The 22,365-nt window shown below is 71.1% G+C and carries 25 protein-coding genes; 19 read left to right on the top strand and 6 right to left on the bottom strand.

Annotated features, from left to right (window positions below; translation table 11 throughout):
* Window positions 1-68: 68 nt before the first annotated feature.
* The 9 genes from ACFYPM_RS14865 (at window position 69) to ACFYPM_RS14825 (ending at window position 9,055) form a co-directional block, all read left to right on the top strand.
* Window positions 69-1,046 (top strand): NAD-dependent epimerase/dehydratase family protein, encoded by a 978-nt coding sequence (locus ACFYPM_RS14865; RefSeq protein WP_387196040.1) that lies wholly within the window; start codon window positions 69-71, stop codon window positions 1,044-1,046.
* 75 nt (window positions 1,047-1,121) lie between these two features.
* Complete coding sequence (locus ACFYPM_RS14860; RefSeq protein ID WP_387196038.1) at window positions 1,122-2,354, top strand: LCP family protein; 1,233 nt, start codon at window positions 1,122-1,124, stop codon at window positions 2,352-2,354.
* A 182-nt stretch (window positions 2,355-2,536) separates the two neighbouring features.
* Window positions 2,537-3,799 (top strand): LCP family protein, encoded by a 1,263-nt coding sequence (locus tag ACFYPM_RS14855; RefSeq protein ID WP_387196035.1) that lies wholly within the window; start codon window positions 2,537-2,539, stop codon window positions 3,797-3,799.
* A gap of 182 nt (window positions 3,800-3,981) precedes the next feature.
* Window positions 3,982-4,944 carry an LCP family protein gene (locus ACFYPM_RS14850; protein WP_387196032.1) on the top strand — a complete coding sequence of 321 codons (963 nt, stop codon included), beginning with the start codon at window positions 3,982-3,984 and terminating at the stop codon, window positions 4,942-4,944.
* Between the two features lie 58 nt (window positions 4,945-5,002).
* Window positions 5,003-5,338 carry a rhodanese-like domain-containing protein gene (locus tag ACFYPM_RS14845; RefSeq protein ID WP_387196030.1) on the top strand — a complete coding sequence of 112 codons (336 nt, stop codon included), beginning with the start codon at window positions 5,003-5,005 and terminating at the stop codon, window positions 5,336-5,338.
* 10 nt (window positions 5,339-5,348) lie between these two features.
* On the top strand, window positions 5,349-6,137 hold the full coding sequence (locus ACFYPM_RS14840) for a glycerophosphodiester phosphodiesterase (RefSeq protein ID WP_387196027.1): 789 nt from the start codon (window positions 5,349-5,351) through the stop codon (window positions 6,135-6,137).
* Window positions 6,138-6,182: 45 nt separating this feature from the next.
* On the top strand, window positions 6,183-7,637 hold the full coding sequence (locus tag ACFYPM_RS14835) for an ATP-binding protein (RefSeq protein WP_387196024.1): 1,455 nt from the start codon (window positions 6,183-6,185) through the stop codon (window positions 7,635-7,637).
* Between the two features lie 54 nt (window positions 7,638-7,691).
* Complete coding sequence (locus ACFYPM_RS14830; RefSeq protein ID WP_387196427.1) at window positions 7,692-8,108, top strand: ATP-binding protein; 417 nt, start codon at window positions 7,692-7,694, stop codon at window positions 8,106-8,108.
* A gap of 59 nt (window positions 8,109-8,167) precedes the next feature.
* Window positions 8,168-9,055: a DUF5926 family protein gene (locus ACFYPM_RS14825; protein ID WP_387196021.1), complete on the top strand. Its 888-nt coding sequence runs from the start codon at window positions 8,168-8,170 to the stop codon at window positions 9,053-9,055.
* A 40-nt stretch (window positions 9,056-9,095) separates the two neighbouring features.
* Here the strand turns inward: ACFYPM_RS14825 and ACFYPM_RS14820 are convergent, their stop codons facing one another.
* A complete protein-coding gene (locus tag ACFYPM_RS14820; protein ID WP_357242792.1) occupies window positions 9,096-10,301 on the bottom strand; it encodes an arginine deiminase in 1,206 nt (401 codons plus the stop codon).
* Window positions 10,302-10,464: 163 nt separating this feature from the next.
* Between ACFYPM_RS14820 and ACFYPM_RS14815 the strand changes: the two genes are divergently transcribed.
* The 5 genes from ACFYPM_RS14815 (at window position 10,465) to pheA (ending at window position 13,963) form a co-directional block, all read left to right on the top strand.
* Window positions 10,465-11,202: a hypothetical protein gene (locus tag ACFYPM_RS14815; protein ID WP_355030935.1), complete on the top strand. Its 738-nt coding sequence runs from the start codon at window positions 10,465-10,467 to the stop codon at window positions 11,200-11,202.
* 167 nt (window positions 11,203-11,369) lie between these two features.
* Window positions 11,370-11,828 (top strand): hypothetical protein, encoded by a 459-nt coding sequence (locus tag ACFYPM_RS14810; protein WP_387196017.1) that lies wholly within the window; start codon window positions 11,370-11,372, stop codon window positions 11,826-11,828.
* A gap of 66 nt (window positions 11,829-11,894) precedes the next feature.
* On the top strand, window positions 11,895-12,284 hold the full coding sequence (locus ACFYPM_RS14805; protein WP_387196014.1) for an ACT domain-containing protein: 390 nt from the start codon (window positions 11,895-11,897) through the stop codon (window positions 12,282-12,284).
* 220 nt (window positions 12,285-12,504) lie between these two features.
* Window positions 12,505-12,996 (top strand): hypothetical protein, encoded by a 492-nt coding sequence (locus tag ACFYPM_RS14800; protein WP_387196425.1) that lies wholly within the window; start codon window positions 12,505-12,507, stop codon window positions 12,994-12,996.
* A gap of 10 nt (window positions 12,997-13,006) precedes the next feature.
* Window positions 13,007-13,963, top strand: a complete 957-nt coding sequence (gene pheA / locus ACFYPM_RS14795) for a prephenate dehydratase (protein ID WP_387196011.1) — start codon at window positions 13,007-13,009, stop codon at window positions 13,961-13,963.
* Between the two features lie 62 nt (window positions 13,964-14,025).
* Here pheA and ACFYPM_RS14790 read toward each other — a convergent pair whose 3' ends face one another.
* The 3 genes from ACFYPM_RS14790 to ACFYPM_RS14780 form a co-directional block, all read right to left on the bottom strand.
* On the bottom strand, window positions 14,026-14,748 hold the full coding sequence (locus ACFYPM_RS14790; RefSeq protein WP_357242806.1) for an AIM24 family protein: 723 nt from the start codon (window positions 14,746-14,748) through the stop codon (window positions 14,026-14,028).
* 104 nt (window positions 14,749-14,852) lie between these two features.
* Window positions 14,853-15,200 carry a metallopeptidase family protein gene (locus ACFYPM_RS14785; RefSeq protein ID WP_357244045.1) on the bottom strand — a complete coding sequence of 116 codons (348 nt, stop codon included), beginning with the start codon at window positions 15,198-15,200 and terminating at the stop codon, window positions 14,853-14,855.
* A 167-nt stretch (window positions 15,201-15,367) separates the two neighbouring features.
* Window positions 15,368-15,799: an OsmC family protein gene (locus ACFYPM_RS14780; RefSeq protein ID WP_110564777.1), complete on the bottom strand. Its 432-nt coding sequence runs from the start codon at window positions 15,797-15,799 to the stop codon at window positions 15,368-15,370.
* Window positions 15,800-15,929: 130 nt separating this feature from the next.
* Here ACFYPM_RS14780 and ACFYPM_RS14775 point away from each other — a divergent pair, with 130 nt between their 5' ends.
* The 3 genes from ACFYPM_RS14775 to ACFYPM_RS14765 all read left to right on the top strand — a co-directional run bounded on the left by ACFYPM_RS14775 (window position 15,930) and on the right by ACFYPM_RS14765 (window position 18,672).
* Window positions 15,930-16,670, top strand: coding sequence for a hypothetical protein (locus ACFYPM_RS14775; protein WP_387196007.1), 741 nt, complete (start codon window positions 15,930-15,932; stop codon window positions 16,668-16,670).
* A 368-nt stretch (window positions 16,671-17,038) separates the two neighbouring features.
* Complete coding sequence (locus ACFYPM_RS14770; RefSeq protein ID WP_387196005.1) at window positions 17,039-17,860, top strand: HAD family hydrolase; 822 nt, start codon at window positions 17,039-17,041, stop codon at window positions 17,858-17,860.
* A complete protein-coding gene (locus ACFYPM_RS14765; protein ID WP_210787440.1) occupies window positions 17,860-18,672 on the top strand; it encodes an HAD family hydrolase in 813 nt (270 codons plus the stop codon). Before ACFYPM_RS14770 ends, ACFYPM_RS14765 begins: the two co-directional genes overlap by 1 nt.
* A gap of 5 nt (window positions 18,673-18,677) precedes the next feature.
* Here the strand turns inward: ACFYPM_RS14765 and ACFYPM_RS14760 are convergent, their stop codons facing one another.
* Entirely contained in the window at window positions 18,678-19,280 is a 603-nt protein-coding gene (locus tag ACFYPM_RS14760; RefSeq protein ID WP_387196003.1) for a bacterial proteasome activator family protein, read from the bottom strand.
* Between the two features lie 83 nt (window positions 19,281-19,363).
* Between ACFYPM_RS14760 and ACFYPM_RS14755 the strand changes: the two genes are divergently transcribed.
* Both ACFYPM_RS14755 and ACFYPM_RS14750 read left to right on the top strand, forming a co-directional pair.
* A complete protein-coding gene (locus tag ACFYPM_RS14755) occupies window positions 19,364-20,161 on the top strand; it encodes an alpha/beta hydrolase family protein (protein WP_387196000.1) in 798 nt (265 codons plus the stop codon).
* Window positions 20,162-20,241: 80 nt separating this feature from the next.
* A complete protein-coding gene (locus tag ACFYPM_RS14750) occupies window positions 20,242-21,429 on the top strand; it encodes an ABC transporter substrate-binding protein (RefSeq protein WP_387195997.1) in 1,188 nt (395 codons plus the stop codon).
* Window positions 21,430-21,496: 67 nt separating this feature from the next.
* Here the strand turns inward: ACFYPM_RS14750 and ddaH are convergent, their stop codons facing one another.
* Window positions 21,497-22,321 carry a dimethylargininase gene (gene ddaH, locus ACFYPM_RS14745; RefSeq protein ID WP_387195993.1) on the bottom strand — a complete coding sequence of 275 codons (825 nt, stop codon included), beginning with the start codon at window positions 22,319-22,321 and terminating at the stop codon, window positions 21,497-21,499.
* Between the last annotated feature and the right edge of the window lie 44 nt (window positions 22,322-22,365).

Raw genomic sequence — 22,365 nt, 5'->3', positions numbered from 1 at the left:
CCCCCCGTTGACGCCACGCGTCGGCAGGGGGCCTCCCGCCGTAATCGGGGGTCGGTAGGCTGACCAGCATGAAGGTTGCTGAGCGCTTCGGTTCCGGTCATCGCGTTCTCGTCACCGGCGGCGCCGGTTTCGTCCCATCGCACCTGGTGGATGCCCTCATCGCCCGTGGCTGCACGGTGGTGGCGCTCGACAACTTCGTGACCGGCTCCAAGGAAAACGTCGCTCACCTGCTGGACCGGCCGACCTTCACGCTCGTCGAAGCGGACATCTCCGAGGGTCTGCCGACCCACCACCCGGCCCTGGCCGAGCGGTTCGACGCGATCCTGCACATGGCCTCGCCGGCCAGCCCCACCGACTTCGCCCTACTGCCGGTGGAGATCCTCCGCGTCGGCTCGGTGGGCACCCTGCACCTGCTGGAGCGCGGGGTCGCCGACGGTGCCCGGTTCCTGATGGCCTCCACCTCCGAGGCGTACGGGGACCCGAAGGAGCACCCGCAGCGCGAGACCTACTGGGGCAACGTCAACCCGATCGGCGTCCGCAGCGTCTACGACGAGGCGAAGCGCTTCTCCGAGGCCGCGACAATGGCGTACCACCGCTACCGCGGACTCGACGCGGCCATCGTCCGGATCTTCAACACGTACGGCCCCCGGATGCGACCGGACGACGGCCGCGCCATCCCCACCTTCATCTCGCAGGCGCTGCGCGGCGAGCCGATCACCGTGCACGGCACCGGCAACCAGACCCGGTCCATCTGCTTCGTCGAGGACCTGGTGCGGGGCATCCTGCTGCTGCTCGACTCGACCGAGACCGGCCCGGTCAACTGCGGCACCGAGCACGAGTTGTCCATGCGACAACTCGCCGAGTTGATCGTGTCGCTCTCCGACAGCACCTCGTCGGTGACCTACGTCACTCGCAGCTCCGACGACCCGGAGATGCGTCGGCCCGATCTCACGCTCGCCCGCGAGCTGCTCGGCTACGAGCCGACGGTGGCGCCCGAAGATGGCCTGCGACGCACCATTGCGTACTTCCGGGAGCGGCTGGGATAACCAGATCGTCGACGCCAGTGGTCTCTGAGTGTCGGCTGAAGGCGGCGGTGGCTTGCGCTACGTACCCTGAGTGACATGTCTGCGACCTCGTCAGCCGGCGTTCCGCACCCGCACCCGCACCTGCACCGCAGCGCTGGGCGCGCGTCGGTCCCCGGCCCCGACCGGGGCGCCTCCGGGCGCGCCCGTCCGACCGAGGCGCGCTTCTACCCGCCGTACGACGAGGAGCAGCCCAAGCCCGGCGGCCCGGTGGGGCCACGGGGACCCGGCGGGCCGGGCGGCCCCGGCGGTTCGGGGCGGCGTGGGCCGCGTCCCCGCTGGGGTCGGATCGCCCTCGTGTCCGGGGTCGCGGTGCTGGTGCTGGCGCTGCTCGGCAGCGTGGGCGCCTGGTTGTACGCCCGCAACCTCGACAACGACCTGGCCCGCACCGACCCGTTCGCGGAGATCACCGGCGGCCGTCCGGCCAAGACGGTGGATGGCGCGCTGAACATCCTGCTGGTCGGCAGCGACTCACGGGACCCGGACGCGCCTGTCGACAGCAAGAGCCAGTGGCGCGCCGACACGGTCATCGTGATGCACATCCCGGCCGACCACCAGGAGGCGTACCTGGTCTCCATCCCGCGTGACCTCTACGTGCCGATTCCGGAGAGCGCCGGTGCGGCCTGCGACTCCGGGCAGCGCGCGAAGATCAACGCCGCGTTCGCGTTCGGCGGGCTGCCGCTGGCGGTTCGCACGGTGGAGTGCTTCACCGACGTCCGGATCGACCACGTGATGGCGATCGACTTCGGCGGGTTCAAGGAGGTCACCGACGCCCTGGGCGGGGTGGACCTGAAGGTGGAGCGGACCATCACCTCGATCCACAAGCCGTACCGGACGTTCACCAAGGGCACCAACCACATGGACGGCGCGGAGGCGCTGGACTGGATCCGCCAGCGCAAGCAGTTCCCGGACGGGGACTTCGCCCGGATGCGGCACCAGCAGGAGTTCCTCCGCGCGCTGATGGACAAGGCGGCGAGCACCGGCACGCTGGCGAACCCGGGGAAGCTCAACAACTTCCTCAAGTCGGTGACCGCGGCCGTAACCGTCGACCAGGATTTCTCGGTTACTGATATGGCGTTGCAGTTCCGCAACCTGCGCGGCCAGAACCTCACCTTTGTGACCAGCCCGAACTCGGGCAGCGACACGATCAACGGCGAGTCGGTGGTGGTCTCGGACCGGGAGAGGGCACTCGCGATGTACCGGGCCATGACTGCGGACACGATGGCGGAGTGGGTCAAGGCCAACCCGCCGAAGGGCAAGGACGGCGGCTGACCGCACCCGGTCGGCCGGTGGTACGCCGGGCCGACGGTCACCCACCGGTCGGGTCATCGAGACGCGCCGATCGGCCTGATTCCTGTGAATCGGCGTCGGGATTGATCCAGGATGAACTCGCCAAGACGATTTGATGTACGTACAGTGGTGCCGCCCCCTCCTGATCACGAGCTGGAGCACGAATGCCGGTTCAGGCCAGTCGCCGCCCTCCTACCCCCGGGTCCGCCGCCCCCAGCGGCCGTGTCTCTGCGGCCATACCGGCGCAGACACTCCCCTCACGTGGTGGGCCGGGCGGTCGCCCGCCCGGCAGCGGCGACGGTGGCCGGGTGGGTGGCGGAGGGTCGGCGAGGAAGCGGACTAAGCGCAAGGACCCGCTGTGGGCCCGGTTGACCGTGGTGTTCGGGGCGGTGCTGATGCTCAGCAGCGGCGTGGGCATCGTCGGCGGCAAGGTGCTGATCGGCCAGGCCACCGGCGACATCGCGCAACGCAACCTGCTCGGTGACGCGAGCAAGTCCGACGCCGAGGGCGGGGCCAGCCTGGACGGCCCGATCGACATGCTGCTCCTCGGTGTGGACGCCCGGGAGCGCTGGGCCGCCGACAACGTCCGCTCGGACAGCATCATCATCCTGCACATCCCGGCCACGCACGATCAGGCGTACCTGATCTCCATCCCGCGGGACACCGAGGCGCAGATTCCGGCGTTCCCGAAGAGTCGTTACGCCGGCGGCACCGAGAAGATCAATGCCGCGTTCGAGGCCGGCGCCCGCAACGGCGGCGGCTGGGAGGGCGGCGCCCAGTTGATGGCCCAGACGATCAAGGGTCTCACCGGCATCAGCTTCGACGGGGCGGCGATCATCAACTTCGGCGGCTTCAAGAACGTCATCGACACCCTCGGCACCGTGCGGATCTGCGTGAGTCACGAGGTCAAGTCGAAGCACATGTCGATCGTCGACGGCAAGCCGATGTGGAACGCCGACGCCAAGAAGACCGGCAAGCCCCGCACCGTGGTGGTGCACAAGAAGGGCTGCCAGCAGATGGAGGGCTGGGCGGCGCTGGACTACTCCCGGCAGCGCTACGGGTTGCCCGGCGGCGACTACGACCGGCAGCAGAACCAGCAGCAACTGATCAAGGCGATGGCAAAGAAGGCCACCGACGGCGGGATGTTGACCAACCCGACCAAGCTCCAGCAGCTGATCAAGGCGGCCGGCAAGGCGTTCGTGCTGGACACCGGTGGCGCGTCGATCGAGAACTTCATCTTCACCATGCGCGGGGTGACCGCGAACGAGCTGACCATGCTCAAGACCAACAACGGCACCTACAACGGCTCCGGCAACGGCACCGAGGCGTTGAACGACGTGACGAAGGAAATGTTCCGGGCGGTCAAGCAGGACAAGCTCGCCGAATTCGTCTTCAACCACCCCGAGGTGATCTCCACCCGCAAGTGAGGGACGCTGGCCGGAAGTCCGGAAAGCCGGCGACCGCCCGTTCACCGCCCGTAGCCTGACGTGAGCAGGTTTCACGTATCGGCTGCGGGGAGGCGGTCACGTCCAGGTGGGGACGGAACGTGGCGGGCCGGGCCGGAGCGGCCCCGCCCAGCCGAGTACGCCGCGCCCGCGGGTCGCGGATCATGCTGGGCATCGGCCTGGCCCTCGTCCTGCTGGCCGGGCTCGCCGTGGTCGGGCTCAAGACGCTCACCAACCGGTACGACCGCACGGTGACCAAGGAACAGTTGCTCGACCCCGACGCCCGCACCGACCGCACCGACCTGGACGGGCCGCTCAACTATCTTCTGGTCGGCTCCGACCGCCGCCCCGGCGGCAGCGGACCGGACCAACGCTCCGACACCATCCTCATCGTGCACGTGCCGGCCGGCCAGCGGGAGGCGTACCTGGTCTCCGTCCCGCGTGACCTGCTGGTCGCCATCCCGCCCGCGAACGGCTTCGGTGGTGGTCAGGACAAGATCAATGCGGCGTACGAGCACGGCGGTGGCGGGCAGGCCGGCGCCCAACTGCTCTCTGCCACCCTCAACCGGCTCACCGGAATCCGGTTCGACGGTGCCGCGCTCATCGACTTCTCCGGCTTCCGGAAGGTCATCGACCTCCTCGGCGGGGTGCAGATGTGCGTGGACACCGAGGTCCGGTCCATCCACACCAACCGCGTCTTCCCGGTGGGCTGCCAAGAGATGGACGGAGCGCAGGCCCTGGACTACGTCCGGCAGCGCTACGACCTGCCCGGGGGCGACTACGACCGGCAGCACCACCAGCAGCAACTGCTCCGCGCGATGCTGGACAGCGCCGGCAGGGCCGATCTGCGGAGCAACCCGGTCAAGTTGGACCAGGTGCTCCGGGCGGTGGGTGGCTCGTTGACCGTCGACACGAACGGCGTACCCCTCGCGGATCTGCTCCTCGCGCTCCGCGCGCTGCCGCCCGACGGGATGCGCGGCGTCCAGGTGCCGTCGTCCCCACAAACCATCGACGAGGTCTCGTACGTGGTGCTGGACAACGGGGGCAACGGGCTGTTCGAGGCGGTTCGCGGCCGCCAGATGCCGTCCTGGGCACAGGCCAACCCGCGCTGGGTGACCCGGTTGTGACAGTGGCGACGGCCAGGTCGGTGCGGAACCGGTCGACGAGGATCTAGTGTTGCTTCCTGTGTTCGGACCCCAGGTTCCCACCGTGCCCGTGACCGAGATCGCCGACGACACCTACCTGCTGGATGTGCGGGAGACCGACGAATGGGCGGCCGGCCATGCGCCCACCGCCCACCACCTGCCGATGATGGAGCTGCCGGCCCGACTGGCCGAGGTGCCCACCGACCGGGAGGTGGCGGTCATCTGCCGCTCCGGGGGGCGTTCCGCCCAGGTCGTCGCCTACCTGGCCAACAACGGCTGGGAGCGGGTGCGCAACGCCGACGGCGGGATGCGCCAGTGGGCTGCCGTCGGCCGCCCGGTGGTCGACGCGAACGGGCAGCCCGGCCAGGTCATCTGAGGCGGCCGCGATGGGTGGTCCACTTGTCTTCGCGCACCGCGGCGCCTCGTACGACCTGCCCGAGCACACCCTGGCCGCGTACCTGCGGGCTCTCGACGAGGGCGCCGACGGCCTGGAGTGCGACGTCCGGCTGACCCGGGACGGGCACCTGGTCTGCGTGCACGACCGACGGCTCGACCGCACCAGCAACGGTCGCGGTCTGGTCAGCGCGCGTACCCTCGCCGAGCTGGAGGCGCTGGACTTCGGCTCGTGGCATCCGGGCAGCGCGCCGGACGGGGACGTACCGCCGGACGACTCGCACACCCGCCTGCTGACCCTGACCCGGCTGCTGGACGCGGTGCTCGCCGCCGGGCGGCCGGTCCGGTTGCTGGTGGAGACGAAGCACCCGTCCCGCTACGGCTCGAACGTGGAACGGCGACTGATCACCCTGCTGCGCCGGTACGGGCTGGCCGACCCGGCACCGGACGACCCGGTGCAGGTCACCGTCATGTCGTTCTCGCCGCTGGCGGTCCGCCGGGTGCACGAACTCGCTCCGAAGCTGCCCACGGTGCTCCTGCTCGAGGTGCTGCCACGCTGGCCGCGGTTGGGTCGGCTGCCGTTCGGCACCCGGATCGCCGGGCCGGGCATCGGCCTGGTCCGGGCCCGCCCGCAACTGCTGCCGGCACTCCGCACGGCCGGCAACCAGGTGTACGTCTGGACGGTCAACGAGCCGACCGACCTCGAGTTGGTGCTGGCGGCCGGCGCGGACGGGATCATCACCGACCGGCCGGGGTACGCCCTCGCCCGGCTGAACCGCTGACCTGGCAGAGGTGCCAAATCCCGGTCGGCGGGGCAGACTCGGCACATGCCGGAGCGTATCGATTTCCCCGCTCTCCTCACCGGTCACACAGTCATCATCGAGATGATCAACTCCGGGGAGGCGGGCCTTCCGGTCCTCACCCAACTGCTCCGGGTGGCCCAGCCAGCCCTCGGTGCGACCGGGATGGCCTTCGTCGAGTTCCGTCCGACAGGTGGTCGGGTGATCGCCGCGACCGGCGCGGCGGCCTGGGCGCTCGGCCGTCCACTGGCGCTCGACGACCCGGACACGGTCTGCCTGCTCAACGGGCCACGCATCCGCAACGTGCTGGTGGACCGCCTGAACGGCAAGTTGGCCGGGGAGCTGGCCGGCAGCGACCTGCGCTGGATGGTGGTCTCGCGGGCCGAGATCGGCGGCCACACCGTCGGCAGCCTGCACGCGCTCTACCTCGGCGACGACGAGCCGGACGCCGAGCGGCAGGGGGTGGTCGCCTACCTCGCGTCCTGCGTCGCCCACATGTACGGCGACCAGAGCGGCCTGCCGGTGCACGGGGACGGGCCGGTGGTGGCGGCCCTCGCCGACGGGCTGGCCGTGGTCGACCGGGACGGGTACGTCCGACTCTGGAACCCGGCCGCCGCCCAGGTCACCGGCCGCCCGGTAGAGCAGTCGCTGAGCCGTCCACTGCCGTTTCCGCTGCCGCCCTCCGGTCAGGTCCGGGACCACCGGATGCCGGACGGCCGCTGGCTGCGGATCACCTCCGGCGAGTTGCCCGGTCCCGGCGCGCTGCGGGTGGTCACCTTCCGCGACATCACCGACCAGCAGCGCCGCGACCATGACCGGGAGCTGTTCGTCGCGGTGACCAGCCACGAACTCCGTACGCCGGTCACCGTGATCAAGGGGTACGCGGACACCCTCACCGACCACTGGGACTCGCTGACCGAGGTCGACCGACGGCAGGCGGCCCGGGTGATCGGGCAACGCGCCAACGAGCTGGCCCGGTTGGTCGACCGTCTCCTCAGCTCGGCGGCCGAGGCCGGGCCGGGTGACGATCCGCCCACCCCGTTCGACCTCGGCGAAGCGCTGCGCTCCGCCGTCCTGGACCTGCCGACGGACCTGCGTCGCCGGTTGGTGCTCCGCCTCCCGGCCGACCTGCCCAAGGCGCTCGGCCACCGGCCCAGCCTGGCCACCGTGCTGACCGAGCTGACGACCAACGCCGGCAAGTACTCCCCACCGGAGTCGCCGATCGAGATCGCCGCCGCGGTGGACGGTCAACTGGTGGCGTTCCGGGTCAGCGACCGGGGCATCGGCATCCGACCGGAGCACGTGGAGCGGGCGTTCGACAGGTTCTGGCAGGGCGAGTCCGGCGACCGGCGCGGCTACCCGGGGGCCGGGCTCGGCCTCTATCTCGTCCGCCGGATCGTTGAACAACAGAATGGATGGGTATCCCTACGTCCGAGGACCGACGGCGGTACGGTCGCAGAGGTGCGGCTACCGCGCGGTTGACCCAGGTGGCGCGACGTGGAGGCGACGGTGGCAGCGAGGGATCAGGCGTGGTGCGTGGTGGTTCCGCACCACCCGGCCGGGGCACGGCTGGCCCGGCACCGGCTGGCCGGTGAGCTGGCGGGCGTCGTACCCCCGATGCTCCTCGCGGACCTGATCGCGGTGCTCGCGGAGCTGGTGGGCAACGCGGTTCGGCACGCCAGGCCCCTGCCCGGCGGAGTGGTCCGCGTGGCCTGGCGGTTGCGACCCTCGACCCAGGGTCCACTGATCCAGCTCGGAGTCACCGACGGCGGCGCGAACACCGCGCCGCAAATCCGGACGGCCAGCGAGGACGCGGCGGACGGGCGGGGGCTGCACATCGTGGCCGGTCTGGCCACCCGCTGGGGTGTCGAGCAGGACGGCATGGGCCAGCGCGTCTGGGCGGAGTTCGCGCCGTCGCCGGCACCCCGATCCGACCTGGTGCCGGCGGGCTGAGCCGGGCTCGGGCGGGTCCGGCCCACGGTGGGCCGGCCGGGGCTCTAGGCTGTGACGCCGTGAGTAAGCGTCGAAAGAGCCAGCGCACCACCACCGACACCGCCCCCCGCCGCGACAAGGTACGGGACGTCTTCGTGCCGCGTCCGTTCGACGGGCTGGTCGACGAGGCCGAATGGATCGCGCTGCGCGAGTTGGTGCCCGCCGCCTCCGCGCCGCTGCGGCTGGCACCCGCCCTGGTCGAGGAGTTCGGCGACCGGTCGGCGACGCTCGCCACGGTGCTGCCGATGGCCGCTCCGGCGATCACCAAGCCGGACGGTCGGGTGCTCATCGGTCTGCAACGCCACCAGCAGTCCGGTGACGTCTCCCGGGATCTGGCCGAGGCGCTGCTCTGCGCGCTGCGGACCGAACCGGGTGGCCAGGTGGCCGTGCCGCCGCTGCCCGGCCCTGGACCCCGTCTGCAGGACATCCTCGTGGACGGGCCACTGGACATCACCATGCACGAGGGCTTCGAGTTCTGGCTCGACCCCGGCGCCGCGGATGACCCGACCGTCCAGGCGTCACTGGAACGGGCGAACGCGGCCATCTACCCGACGGTGCGGCTGACCGCGGCGAAGGCCGCTTACTGGTGTCGGGTCCCGGAGAAGGCACACGTGCGTTGGGTGCTGCCGGACGACGAGGACGCCGCCCTGGACGCTCTGGCCCGCCTCGGTGCGGCCGGCTCGCTGACGCTCGGCGAGCAGACCAAGTTCGCCGGCATGTTTCGCGCGCACGGTCGGCTGGTGCCGGTCTGGGACCTGCCGGAGGCCACTCCGGCGGCCGACTGGGAGGAGCCGGTGGCGCAGTTCGCCAAGCGGTACGCCGAGGCGCTGACCGCCGCCGACCCGCTCGACGCCGCCGGCCGGCGCTCCCGCCAGGGTCTGCTCGGCCGGCAACTCACCCTGCGCTGAGCCGTGTTTGGGCGCCTTTTCCCGGAGACGGCGCCCAAACTCACAAGGGGTCGCGGGTGATCGGGCAGGACATGCAGCGCGGCCCGCCCCGGCCGGAGCCCAACTCGGAGCCGGCGATCGGGATCACCTCGATGCCGGCGCGCTCCAACTGGGCGTTGGTCTCGGTGTTGCGCTCGTAACCGACGCAGAGCCGGGGCGCCAACGCGAGGGTGTTGTTGCCGTCGTCCCACTGTTCGCGTTCCGCGGTCACCGGGTCCAGCCCGGTGTCGATGACCCGCAGCAGGTCGAGGTCCATCGCGTCGGCGGCCGCCCGCAGGAAGGGCGCGGGACCGTCCACCCGCGGGTCCTCGCCGTCCGCGCCGGCGATCACCGTGTACGCGGACAGCGTGCTCGCGATGTTGGGATACATCAGTACGGCGTCCACGTCGACCATCGTGCAGACCGTGTCGAGGTGCATGGTGGCGCGCTTCTGGGCGATCGGCACCACCAGCATGGTGTGCGCCAGGCCGGCGGCGAAGACCTGCCGGCCGAGTCGTTCGGCACCGGCCGGTGTGGTCCGCTCACCCACCCCGACCGCCAGCACGCCGGGCGCGAGCAGCAGCACGTCCCCGCCCTCCAGGTGCTCCAGGTTCGGGCGGTAGACGAACTCGGTGCCAGCGAAGCGTGGATGGTGGCGGTAGATGGCGTCGGTCAGGGTGGTCTCGCGGCTGCGGGCCGGCATGGCCAGGCTGGTGACACCGACCCGGTCGCCGATCCACAGCGACGAGTCGCGGGTGAACAACAGGTTGGGCAACGGGTCGATGACGAAGTCGTGCCGGTCCATCAGTGTGTAGACCAGCCCGCCCGGCCGCTCCGAGCTGATCCGCAGCTCCTCGTGGGCCAGCCCGGCGGTGAGCACGTCGGCCAGGGCGGCCGGGTCGAGGTAGGCGAGGTGGTCCGCGACGCGGGCCCGCAGGGTGTCGCCGAGCCGCCGGGAGCGCAGCACCTGCTCGGTGAGCTCGGCCCGGGCGTCCGCGACGGCAAGCGTCTCGGTCAGCAGGGTGGCCAGGTAGAGCACCTCGACTCCACGGTCGCGCAGGGCGGCGGCGAACGCGTCGTGCTCCTCCTGGGCTCGTCCGACCCAGGGGATCGCGTCGAACAGGAGCGAGTCGTTGTTGCGTGGGGTGAGCCGGGCCAGTTCGGGGCCGGGCCGGTGCAGCAGTACAGTGCCGAGCCGGCCGACTTCACTGTCGACGTAGTGGGTCACTCCCGCAGCGTAGGGCAGGGTTTGGCGGCATCCGAGAAAAGAACTGTGGATGAATATGGCATTCATCCGTAGTCACTCCGGCGCTCCGGCTTGCCGAACACCGGTAGTGGCGACGTAGGGTAGTGAGGACATAACTTCGAGGGACCTTTTGCCGGAGGTCGCGATGACTGTCTTTCCCGCACGACGAGCCGTACCGTCCGCTCGGGCACTGCCGCCCGTCGCGGTGCCACACCCCCGCGTCGAGTCGCCCGGGGTTCTCGAACCGGTCCGTCCGACACCGCTCGAATGGGCTCGCCGCCGTCGTGCCGAGCGGGGTGCGCGCCGCCTGGAGGCGGCCGGAGCGCGGGCACTGGGTCAACTCGACCACCTCGGGCCTGCCTGGCACGTCATCGAGTGGCCGCGCACCGACGTCACCGACGTCCTCGACCGCGGTCAGGACGAGCGCGCCGGGTTCCTCGCCATCGGGCCGAGCGGCCTGTTCGCCGTGACCATCGCCGACCACGGCCGGGCCAGGGTGCTCGTCGCCGGGGACGTCGTGCAGATCAACGGCAAGCGTCCGCCCTACGTGGCGGAGTCCCGCCGGGACGCCAAGCGGGCCAGCAAGGCTCTCTCCGACGCGGTGGGGCTGCCCGTCCCGGTCACGCCGGTGCTGACCTTCGTCGGCTCCGGCGTGATCAGTGTCTACGGCCTTCCGAAGGACTGTCTGATGGCCACCCACCGAGAGCTGGACCGGCTCCTCGTGGCCGGTGGCAGCCGGATCAGCCCGGCCACCGCCGAAAAGCTCTCCCGGGTCGCACAGCACCCCGGCACCTGGCTGAACGGCACGTACCGTCCACCAGCCGACTACCGGTGGTACGACGAGGGCCGAACGGCCGCTGACAAGCCGGCCCACCGCCGGTAACGTCACCGACGACGCCACGCGGCTCCGGCCCCCCTTCGACCTCACCGGTTTCCGCGCCGTCACCGACCGCCCGGTTCACGCTGCGCGGCTCGGTGACCCGGTGCGCTCGGTGATTCCGTCGGCGACCCGCTAGCGTGGACAGTCGATCGGTGCACATAGGAGGCGCGGTGGCCCACGTCGAACTTTCGCTCTCAGAAGCGTTCGTGCCGGCGGCGCGGGCCTTGCCAGAGCCGGAGTCCGGCAACGTCGGCCAGTGGTCCTCGACGGTCTCCCGGGCCGACGAGCCGTGCCTGCTGATCGACGCCGACACCCTGGTGGTGGCGATCTCCACCGCCGGCTGTGAGCTGCTCTGCCTGGGCGAGCCGGACGGCCTGATCGGTCGACCGCTGCTCAACGGCGGGCTGCGCCTTCTCGACTTCACCGCCAACCGGGGCGAGCTGACCGAGGCCGAAATCGACAAGATCCCGCCCCTGCTGGCGCTCTCCTCCGGTCGACTCGCCCGCGGGTTACTCCGGGTGCAGGCCGCCTCCGCGAACAGCTCCGACGCGACAGTCGACGCGATCTCCACCCCGGTGCTCACCGACGGGGCCGTGGCCGGCTCGCTCACCTTCTTCTCCGAGGTCTGACCAGCGACAAAGCCGCACACGGCGTTGCTGGCCCAGCCGCGCGCGAGTAGGCCGTAAGGTGCCCTCATGCTCGATATCGCCGTGCTGCCAGGGGAGTACGCGGTGTGCCGGCTGACCGCCGGCACCGCCCTGCCGTACGCGTTGTCGAGCGGGCTGAACGGCACCGACGTGGTCACGGTGAGCTGGACCTGCGACGGGATCTCGGTGATCTGCCCAGCAGATCGGGTGCCGGCGCAAGCCGCGGTGGAAACCGTCTGGCGCTGCCTACGGGTGACCGCCCCGGTGCAGTTGGCGAGCACCGGCAGCCTGGCCGCGCTCGTCGACCCGCTCGCCGAGGCACGGGTCAGCGTGCTCACCTTCTCCACCTTCGACACCGACTATCTGCTGGTGCCGACCGTCCGGCTGACCGAGGGCACGGCCGCCCTCCAGCGCGCGGGGCACCGCGTCACCGGCTGACCTTCACCCGATCAGTCGCTGACCCTACGATGAGGCTCGGCCACCCCGGCCGCGACGAATTCTCCGATGTCCCGAGGATCGGCCCGTGCCGTTCGCCCCGCCCCGCCCCTCGTCTCCCCAACCACGGGCGACGTCCCACCTCCCACCGGCACCACGTGACCGGGCGTCCGATCACGCCCTCGCGCGACCCACGGTCCAGGTCCGACCGGTCGCGCTCGCGGTGCTCGCCGTCGCGGTGCTCGCCGGCTGTGGCGCCCCACCCGAGTTGTCCGAGCCGACGGCCGCGCCCACCCGCACCGCAGCTCCGACGACATCCGGCCCGAGCACCCCACCCACCGGCCCGCCGGCCAGCGCGCCGCCACCCGGCACGGTCACGCCCACTCCGGACGCCGGTCTGGTCGCGACGGCCTGCCGAAACGGCCCGACCGGTCAGCGGGTGGTGCAACTGCTGCGGGGCCGGGCCGGAGTGCTCCCGGCCAACGTCCGGGTCCAGGTCCGCACCGGGCCGCTCTGCGCCGGCGAGTGGCAGTACACCGTTCTGGAGGTGACCGGGCACGAGGAACTCCAGGTGGTCACCCGCGGCCAGGGGACCGCGCCGACCCTCGTCACCGCCGGCACCGACGTCTGCACCATCGAGGTACGCGCCACCGGCCCGGCCGGAATCCGCGCCCTCGCCTGCGACGCCGGTCCAGCCGTCCGGCCGAGTGCGTAGGCTGACCGACATGCCGGGAACACCGCCGACACGCTTCGTCTACCTCGGGCCGGAGGGCACCTTCGCCGAGCAGGCCCTGCGCACACTCCCCGCCGCCGAGCGCGGCACCCGTACCCCTGCCCGCAGCGTCGGGGAGGCGCTGGACAGCGTCCGGACCGGCGACTCCGACGCGGCACTGGTGCCGCTGGAAAACTCGATCGGCGGCGCGGTGGGCGTCACCCTGGACGAGATGGCCGAGGGCGCGCCGTTGGTGATCACCCGAGAGGTGATCCTGCCGGTGGAGTTCGTGCTCGGCGCGCGGCCCGACACTCCGCTGACCTCGATCCACACCGTGGCGGCCCATCCGCAGGCCTCCACCCAGTGCCGGGGCTGGCTGCGCGATCATCTGCCCGACGCCGTGGTGGTCGACGTGCTCTCCAACGGTGCCGCCGCGGCGGGCGCCGGTGCCGGCGAGTACGACGCGGCCATCTGCGCGCCGATCGGGGCGGCCCGGCACCGGCTCGCGACACTCGCCGACAAGATCGCCGATCACCCGGACGCGGTGACCCGATTCGCGCTGGTGTCCCGTCCCGGGCCACCCCCGCCGTCGACCGGCGACGACGTCACCTCGCTCGCGGTCTACATCGCCCACGACCGGGTCGGCGCGCTGCTGTCCGTGCTGATGGAGTTGGCCGTCCGGGGCATCAACCTGACCCGGATCGAGTCCCGCCCCACCGGGGAGGCGCTGGGCCGGTACGTCTTCTTCCTGGACTGCACCGGGCACGTGGCCGACGTACGACTGGGCGAGGCGTTGCAGGGGCTGCGCCGGGTCTGCGCGGACGTGCGCTTCCTGGGCTCGTACCCCCGGCACCGGTGGGCCGAGGCAGCGGGCGATCGGCCGGTGCCCGCGCCGGCGGGCCTCTCGGACTTCGACTACGTCGACGCGGCGGCCTGGCTGGCCCGACTGCGCACGGGCGAGCTGACCTGACCGGTGCGGGCGCCCTCCACCTGGGGGGCCGCCCGCACCGAAGTGGTCAGCTCAGCGGGTGGTCAGCTCAGCAGACCGCCGAGCAGACCGCCCTCCTGCTGCTGCTGGCCGCTGCCCATGATCGGCGGCTCCTCGGACGGCTGCACCACCACGAAGCCCTGGCCGGCGAAGCTCATCGTGAACGACTCGCCGGTGCGTCGGCCCAGCAGCGTGCCGAGGCCCAACTGCTCGGCACGGTGGTAGCCGGTCTGGAGGCTTGCCGACCAGCAGACCGCTGCCTGCGGGTCGACATACGTGGGGGCGTCCACGTTGAGCACGACCGGGGTGCCCTTGGTGGTGATGGCGATCCGTCCGTGGCCGCTGAACACACAGTTGAACAGCCCGGACGACGAGGCCATCCCGGCGCCGCCGACCATCCTGATGTCGTACTGGAGGGTCGAGTCGAAGGCGAGCACGCTGGAGCCGTTGATGGAGAGGGCGTCGCCCGGCTCCAGGTCGATGATGTGCACGTCCTTGGCGAGTTCGGCGAGGAAGACGTCACCGTGGCCGGAGACCTTCATCAGCGGGACGCCCTCGCCGGTGAGCTTCTGCTTGAGGAACTTGCCGAGCCCGCCCGAGCCCAGCGCCTGGAACTGCACATTGCCCTGGTAGGCGACCATCGACCCGACCCGGGCCATCGCCTCGCCGTTGAGTTCGATCTTCAACATCTTGGAGTTCTGCAGCCGCATGCCGGGCTGCGCGGACTCCTTCTCCAGGTTCTCGGCGGAGAACAGCTCACTGCGCATGAAAGGGTGCCTCCTGACAGGGTTGCGTTCGCTGCACCGAAGGTAGGCGACCAGGGCAACCACGGGCCATCGGCCAAGCGGCGACCGCGCCGCCGCCGGTGGGCTCAGCCCCAGCCCAGGGCGTGCAGCCGTTCGTCATCGATGCCGAAGTGGTGGGCGATCTCGTGCACGACGGTCACCGCGACCTCGTCGACGACGTCGTCGTCGTTGTCGCAGATCCGCAGAATCGGGCGCCGGTAGATGAAGATCCGGTCCGGCAACACCCCCGAGTAGTCCCAGCCGCGGCTGGTGAGGGCGTGGCCCTCGTAGAGGCCGAGCAGGTCCGCCTCGCCCTGCGGCGGGTCGTCCTCGACGAGGATGACCACGTTGCTCATCAGGCCGAGCAGTTCCTCGGGCACCTCGTCGAGGGCGTCGCCAACCAGCTCCTCGAAGCGCTCACGGGTCATCTCCACCGGCACGCCACCCATTCTGCCCGATGCCGGACCCGGCGGGTCCCTCGTGACGTGCCGTTGGCCCGCTCCGCAGGCTCACGGAGAGAGCAGACCGCCCAGGGGTGGGCGGGTGCTCTGTCCGTGAACGAGCGGTCGTGAGTCGACCGGGCTGTTTGTGGGTCGACCGCTCAGGAGGCCAGGCGCGCGCTGAGGGTGATCTCGGCACCCGGCGAGAGCAGGCGGGAGATCGGGCAGTTGGCCTTGGCGGCCTCGGCGAGCTTCTGGAACTCCGCGTCGTCGATGCCCGGAACCTGACCGACGGTCTCCAGGTCGATCCGGGTCACGGTCATGCCGGCGTCGGTCTTGTCCAGGTGGACCTTGGCGGTGGTCTCGACCGACGTGGCCGTCGAGCCGGCGTCGGCGAGCGCCTTCGAGAACGCCATCGAGAAGCAGCCGGCGTGCGCGGCGGCGATCAGCTCCTCGGGGTTGGTGCCCTCACCCTCCTCGAAGCGCGACTTGAAGGAGTAGTTGCCCGACAGGCCGCCCTTACCGGTGCGGACGGTGCCGGCACCCTCGGTGAGATTGCCCTGCCATTGTGCTGAAGCGGTACGGATAGGCATGAGGAGAACGCTAGCGGAAAGCTGACCGCCGAGCGACCGACCGGCACGGACGCCTACCGTGGGATCCCGGTCACCACGGTCCGGCTGTGTCATGATGCGACCAGGTCCGTGACCGGCGGAAGGATGGCCGATGCCCGACGAGCTTCCGATCCCGCGGCAGGGCGACCGGTCCGACGGGCCGGCCGTGATCGAGTGGGGTGCCGTCGACCCGGCTCCACGACGCCGCTTCGGCCTGTCCCTGGGCGGCCTCGCGCAGGACCCTCGCCTGCCGCTGCTGCTCGCCGGTCTGGGCGCGGTGGCCGGGGTCGCCTCGCTTGTCGGCGAATGGCTGGTGATGAGCCTGCCGAACAGCGGACCGGACGGTGAGAGCACGATCGAGGTGCCGGTCGGCGTGTCCGAGGTCGGTGGCTTCGGCGTCGGCTACCTGGTCGGGCTCCTCGGTCTCCTCTGCACCGTGGCGCTGGCCCTGCGGGGCACGGCGGCCGTGCGGCCGAACGCCCGGCTCGCCGGCCTCACCCTCGCCGGTGCCCTGCTGGCGCTGCTGGTCGCCGCCGCGACCACCCTCGACAACCCCGCTCAGCGCAGTTTCTTCTACTCGCCGCAGGATGGATTCCGAGCCGAGTACGGCCGCGGTGTGGTGATGGCGATCGCCGCGTGCGTGCTGTTCGCGGTTGCCCTGCGGCTGTCGCCCGCCGCCTCCCCTGGCGCGTTCGCCGGGTCACCGGACGATGACCGGCCCGCCGACCCGCCGGCATCGCGAACCTGGCGCCGCCGCCGCAACCCCGATCCCAACGAGTACGGCCCACCCGCCCCAGCCGACCTGACAGTCACCCCCGCCGCCCCCTTCGCCCACCCCGACGCCCAGCCCTAAACCCCGCACCCCGGCACCCCCCGCACCCCCGCACCCCCGCACCCCCGCACCCCCGCACCCCCGCACCCCCGCACCCCCGCACCCCCGCACCCCCGCACCCCCGCACCCCGGCACCCCGGCACCCCGGCGATCTTGCGCTTCCTGCCCCGACATAAGGGGCCTTAACGGTGCAAAACGGCGACAGAAAGTGCAAGATCGCGGGGTAAGGGGGCGGGGGTGGGGGGCGGGGTGGTTTGTTCGCGTTCGATTCGCCTGGAAGCCAGAGATGCGGCCCGTTCCGCGAGGTACGGTTGCTGCCCGCCACGGCGCCAGGGTCTCCTCACCAGAAGGGGACGGCAGGCGCGACGGCGGTGGGCGAAGGAGGAACGATGACCCGCCCGGGACTGCCCAAGCTGATCGCGACCGACCTCGACGGGACACTGGTCCGCAGCGATGACACCGTCTCCGCGTACACCCATGGGGTGCTCGACCGGGTGCGGGCCGCCGGAATTCCGGTGGTCGGCGCGACCGGTCGCGGCCCTCGGCTGACCGAACTGACCCGCAACGACATCCGGGCCGCCGACTTCCTGGTGATGGCCGGCGGCGGCCGGGTGGTCGACCAGAGCGACCCGGCCGGCCCCGTGGTGCTCCGCGACGAGCGGCTGCCCGCCGAGGTGCTGGCCCGGCTGCTCGCCGACCTGGAGGCCGAGGTCGGCCCGCTGACGGTGATGGTCGAGGCGTCCGACGAGCACGACGCCCCGCTGTGGGGCGACTATCACGAGAGCTGGCCCTACCAGGACCGGTTCGAGGCCCGCACTCGCGACGAGTGCCTCGCCTGCGACGTGATCAAGGCGTTCGCCCGCACCGCCGACCACCACGTGGACGAACTGCTGGCGGCGGCCCGGCGGATCATCCCTTCGCAGGTGGCCACGCTCACCCAGGCCGGGCTCGGCTTCATCGAGATCTGCCCGCCGGGCGTGGACAAGGCGACCGGGCTGACGGTGGTGGCACAGAGTCTCGGGGTGGACCCGGCCGACGTCCTGGTCTTCGGCGACATGCCCAACGACCTGCCGATGTTCGAGTGGGCCGGTTGGTCCCGGGTGGCGGTGGCCAACGCGCACCCCGCCCTGCGCGCCGCCGCCGACGAGGTGACCCTGCGCAATGACGACGACGGGGTGGCGGTGTATCTGGACCGGCTACTGTCCCGGTAATGGGAGACACACCCCGCCTCATCGCCACTGACATCGACGGCACGCTGATCCGAGACGACCACACCGTCAGCCCACGCACCGCCGACCTGCTCGCGCGGATCTCCGCGCGAGGCACGCCTGTCGTCCTGGTCACCGGCCGTCCGGTCCGCTGGCTCAAGATGGTGTACGACCAGCTCGCCCGACCGCTGCCGGCGGTCTGCGCCAACGGCGCGGTCGTCTACGACCCGTTCGAGGACGAGGTGGTGCGGGCTGACCCGCTCGCCCCGCACCACCTGGCGGAGGTGGCCCGCAGGCTACGGGCCGAGGTGCCCGGGATCAGCTTCGCCGTGGAGATCCTGGACAGCCGGGAGATGCGGCACGAGGCGCACTACCCGCTGCGCTGGGACGCCGATGCCAACGGCATCCGGCCGATCGAGACGCCGGAGGAGTTGCTCTCGGTCCCGGCGGTGAAGCTCCTCGCCCGAGCCGGCGAGCAGGACCCGGATGCCTTCGCCGAGCTGATCGCCACGGCGGTGGCGGGGCTGGCCGAGGCCACGCACTCGTCGTCCTCGGGGCTGGTGGAGATCTCGGCGGCCGGGGTGACCAAGGCGGCGGGCCTCGCCTGGTACTGCGACCAGCTCGGGGTGGCCGCCGCGGACGTGCTGGCCTTCGGTGACATGCCCAACGACGTGCCGATGCTGACCTGGGCCGGGCGTGGTGTGGCGGTGGCAAACGCGCACCGCGCCGTCCTGGCGGTCGCCGACGACGTGACGACGGCGAACACCGAGGACGGCGTGGCGGCGTACCTGGAGAAGATCTTCGGGGTGGACTGAGCCGGTCAGAGGTACTGGCCGGTGTTGTGGCCCTCGCCGCCGCCCGGTTGGCCGATGCCCGACATCCCGGGGACGATTCCGCCGGGACCACTGGGCAGCGCCTGCCGGCCGCCGCGCATCTGCTCCAGTTGCACCCGGGCGGCCATCTGCTGGGCCACCAGGGCCGCCTGGATGCCGTGGAACAGGCCCTCCAGCCAACCGACGAGCTGGGCGTGCGCGATCCGCAACTCGCCCTCGCTGGGGGCCTTGTCCTCGGCGAAGGGCAGCGAGATGCGCTCCAGCTCGTCGCGCAGCTCGGGGGCGAGGCCCTCCTTGAGCTCGACGATCGACCGCTCGTGGATCTCCCGCATCCGGTTGCGGCTCGCGTCGTCGAGAGGCGCGGCTTTCACCTCCTCCAGCAACTGCTTGATCATGCTGCCGATCCGCATCACCTTGGCCGGCTGTTCGACCAGGCGGGTCGGGTCCTCACCCGGACCCTCGTCGGTCTGCATCGTCCCGATCGGCCGGCCGTCCGGACCGACCACCACAACAGTGCCGGAGTGGCCGGAGTCGTCGGTGCCCGGCTCGTCGTCGTGTCCCGCTGCGCGCGCTTCGGTCATGGGGTCCATCTTTACCCAGCGGAAGGGACCCATGGCATCCGGGACCGACTACCGGGTCCGAACCACCCGCGCGAGCGCGCTACCGTCGCGCCATGCCTGCCGACCCGCGCGCCGTGTTGACCCGGCCCGCACCGGAGCCCGACCGGACGGTGGCGTACGGCGACCACCCGGACCAGGTGGCCGACCTGCGGTATCCGGCGCGAGCTGTCCCGGCTGGGCCGCTTGTCGTCGTCCTGCACGGCGGTTTCTGGCGGGACGAGTACGACCGGCGGCACACCGACCCGCTGGCTGCCGCACTCGCCGCGGCCGGCTTCCCGGTGGCGCAGCTGGAGTACCGGCGGACGGGGCGGCCGGGAGGTGGTTGGCCGGGCACGTTCACCGACGTGCTGACCGGGGTGGCCGAGCTGCCGGTACTGGCCGCCGAGGCGTTGCCCGGCCGGGTGAGCGGGGACGCGCCGATTCTGGTCGGGCACTCCGCCGGCGGCCACCTGGCGCTGTACGTGGCGGCCACCGCCCCGGCGACGGTGGGTGGGGTGCTCGCCCTGGCGCCGGTGGCCGACCTGGTCGAGGCGTACCGGCGGGACCTGGACGCGGGCGCGGTGGCCGCGTTGCTCGGCGGCGGCCCGGCCGAGGTCCCGGACCGCTACGCGGTGGCGGATCCACGATTGTTGGTACCCACACCAACACGCACGGTAGTTCTGCACGGCTCCGAGGATCAGCAGGTCCCGGTGGGGATGAGCCGGGGATTCGTGGCGGCAGCAACCGCCGCAGGATCCGATATCTCCCTTCTGGAACTGCCCGGATGCGAGCATTTCGGGCTGATCGACCCGGAGTCCGCCGCATGGCCTGAGGTCCTTGACTCGTTGCGGTCCCTGCACGTTGATCACTAGCCATTGACGCAGCGTCGCGGACCAGGTAGAACGCCGGAGGGGCGGAGTTCAGCCCTGCAACGCTCCTTGGAAGGAACTCGGTGTCACAGATGAATCGCAGGCGCGCGCTCCAACTGTTGGCCGCGCTCGGTACCACCGGGTTCGTCGCGGGGTGTGGCTCCGACACCGACGCCCAGCCGACCGTCAACCGCGGCCCGATCAAGATCGGGCTGATCACGCCACAGGCCGGCGGCCTCAAGAGCATCGGCGATGACATCACCAACGGCTTCCAACTCTTCCTCGACATGCACGACAAGCGGCTCGGCGGCCACCCGGTGGAGCTGCTGACCGCCGACGAGGGCGACACCGCGAAAACCGGCAAGGCCGCCGTCGACGGGCTACTCAAGCAGGGCGTGCTGGCCCTCACCGGCGTGGTCAACTCGGCGGTGATGGTGGGCATCCGCGACACCGTCGAGCAGGCCAAGGTCCCGCTGATCGGCTCCAACGCCTCGCCGAGCAGCCTGCAGAGCGTCTTCTACATCTGGCGGACGTCGTACGTGCTGGACGAGGCCGGCAAGGCGCTGGGCCGTTACCTGCGTGACCAACTCCCGACCAACGGTCGCGTCGCGATCATCATGCCGGAGAACGTCGGCAGCCCGGACGTGGTGCGTGGCTTCCGGCAGGAGTTCGGCACGACCGACCCGCGCATCAGCGATCCGGTCACCTACACCAGCGCCAACCCCAACCCCAGCAAGACCACCTACACCGCCGACATCACCAGGGCGCTGGAGAAGGAGCCCACGGCGGTCTTCTGCTTCTTCACCGGCGCGGCCGCGGTGGAGTTCATCAAGCAGTTGCGGGAGAAGTTCCGCGGGCCGGTCTACGCGCCCGGCTTCCTCACCGAGGGCAACGTGCTGGAAAACCTCAAGGACAACGCGCTGGGCATCCAGACCGCGCTGAACTACTCGGCCGACCTGAACAACACGTCGAACCGGGTCTTCGCCTCGGCGTACCGCAAGAAGTACCAGGTCACCCCCACCACGTACGCGATGGCGTCGTACGACGCGGCGCAGGTGCTCGACCAGGCGATCCAGTTGACCGGCGGCTCACCCAGCCCGCAGCAGGTCAACCTGGCACTCGGCCGGATCGGCCAGATCGACAGCCCGCGCGGCATCTGGCAGTTCAACCAGCCGCGCACCCCCCAGCAGAAGTGGTACCTGCGGGAGGTGCAGCGCGACGGCCAGGTCATGTCGAACGTGCTGATCAACGAGCTGGCGACGCTCGGCTGAACGCCCACCCGCAGCACGACTCGGGGCCGGTCTCCCGGTGGGAGGCCGGCCCCGGCGCATTCGCGGATCAGTGCCGCAGCTCGGCGATGCAGCACTTCACACTGCCGCCGCCCTTCTTCAGCTCGGCCAACTCGACAGGGACCGGGGTGTAACCGGCCGCCTTCAACTTGCCGGCCAACCGGGTCGCCTCGCTGTTGAGCACCACGTTCGCGCCATCGCTGACCAGGTTGAGCCCGAAGGCCAGAGCGTCCTCGTCATCGGCGATCACCGCCTCCGGAAAGAGCTGGGTGAGCACCCGCTGGCTGGCCGCCGAGAACGCGCCGGGGAAGTAGACGACGTTCGAGTCGTCGATGGCCGCCAGCGCCACGTCCAGGTGGTAGAAGCGGGGGTCGACCAGCCGCAGCGACACCACCGGGCGGCCCAGCGCCTCCTGCGCCTCGGCGTGCGCCGGCAGTTCGGTGCGGAAGCCGTGCCCGGCGAGGATCAGGCCGCCGTGCGCCTCCGGCACGTACGCGAAATCGCCCTCGCCCTCGTTGGTCTCGCTCGGCGCGACGAACCGCCAGCCCTGCGACTCGTAGAAGCCGTGGTGAACCGCGGCCTCGGCGGCCCGCTGCTCGTGCTTGAACCGGGCGCCGTAGACGCCGCCGTCCACCACGAAGGCGCCGTTGGCGGCGTAGACCATGTCCGGGAGTCCCTGCTCGGGCGTCAGCAGGTGCACCTCGTGACCGAGGCTGACAAGCGTCTCGCGCAGCCGGTCCCACTGTTTGACGGCCAGGTCCCGGTCGACCGGGGTGGTCACGTCCATCCACGGGTTGATCGCGTACTCGACCGCGAAGTGCGCGGGCGGGCACATGAGATATGTCCGCTTTCGCGGGACTCGCTGCTGGTTCACGGTCACTAACAGTAGGTACCGTGGAACTTTGGTAACAGCCACAA

It is taken from the genome of Micromonospora sp. NPDC005203 (assembly GCF_042872705.1).
GTDB lineage: Bacteria > Actinomycetota > Actinomycetes > Mycobacteriales > Micromonosporaceae > Micromonospora.
Note: the sequence above shows the minus strand (reverse complement) of the source record. Positions and strands in the feature narration are given on the sequence as shown.

Excerpts from the sequence above, each read along its gene's own strand:
- ACFYPM_RS14865 (WP_387196040.1), top strand. The coding sequence starts at position 69 with ATGAAGGTTGCTGAGCGCTTCGGTTCCGGTCATCGCGTTCTCGTCACC.
- ACFYPM_RS14860 (WP_387196038.1), top strand. The coding sequence starts at position 1,122 with ATGTCTGCGACCTCGTCAGCCGGCGTTCCGCACCCGCACCCGCACCTG.
- ACFYPM_RS14855 (WP_387196035.1), top strand. The coding sequence starts at position 2,537 with ATGCCGGTTCAGGCCAGTCGCCGCCCTCCTACCCCCGGGTCCGCCGCC.
- ACFYPM_RS14850 (WP_387196032.1), top strand. The coding sequence starts at position 3,982 with ATGCTGGGCATCGGCCTGGCCCTCGTCCTGCTGGCCGGGCTCGCCGTG.
- ACFYPM_RS14840 (WP_387196027.1), top strand. The coding sequence starts at position 5,349 with ATGGGTGGTCCACTTGTCTTCGCGCACCGCGGCGCCTCGTACGACCTG.
- ACFYPM_RS14835 (WP_387196024.1), top strand. The coding sequence starts at position 6,183 with ATGCCGGAGCGTATCGATTTCCCCGCTCTCCTCACCGGTCACACAGTC.
- ACFYPM_RS14815 (WP_355030935.1), top strand. The coding sequence starts at position 10,465 with ATGACTGTCTTTCCCGCACGACGAGCCGTACCGTCCGCTCGGGCACTG.
- ACFYPM_RS14805 (WP_387196014.1), top strand. The coding sequence starts at position 11,895 with ATGCTCGATATCGCCGTGCTGCCAGGGGAGTACGCGGTGTGCCGGCTG.
- pheA (WP_387196011.1), top strand. The coding sequence starts at position 13,007 with ATGCCGGGAACACCGCCGACACGCTTCGTCTACCTCGGGCCGGAGGGC.
- ACFYPM_RS14790 (WP_357242806.1), bottom strand. The coding sequence starts at position 14,748 with ATGCGCAGTGAGCTGTTCTCCGCCGAGAACCTGGAGAAGGAGTCCGCG.
- ACFYPM_RS14780 (WP_110564777.1), bottom strand. The coding sequence starts at position 15,799 with ATGCCTATCCGTACCGCTTCAGCACAATGGCAGGGCAATCTCACCGAG.
- ACFYPM_RS14775 (WP_387196007.1), top strand. The coding sequence starts at position 15,930 with ATGCCCGACGAGCTTCCGATCCCGCGGCAGGGCGACCGGTCCGACGGG.
- ACFYPM_RS14770 (WP_387196005.1), top strand. The coding sequence starts at position 17,039 with ATGACCCGCCCGGGACTGCCCAAGCTGATCGCGACCGACCTCGACGGG.
- ACFYPM_RS14765 (WP_210787440.1), top strand. The coding sequence starts at position 17,860 with ATGGGAGACACACCCCGCCTCATCGCCACTGACATCGACGGCACGCTG.
- ACFYPM_RS14760 (WP_387196003.1), bottom strand. The coding sequence starts at position 19,280 with ATGGACCCCATGACCGAAGCGCGCGCAGCGGGACACGACGACGAGCCG.
- ACFYPM_RS14755 (WP_387196000.1), top strand. The coding sequence starts at position 19,364 with ATGCCTGCCGACCCGCGCGCCGTGTTGACCCGGCCCGCACCGGAGCCC.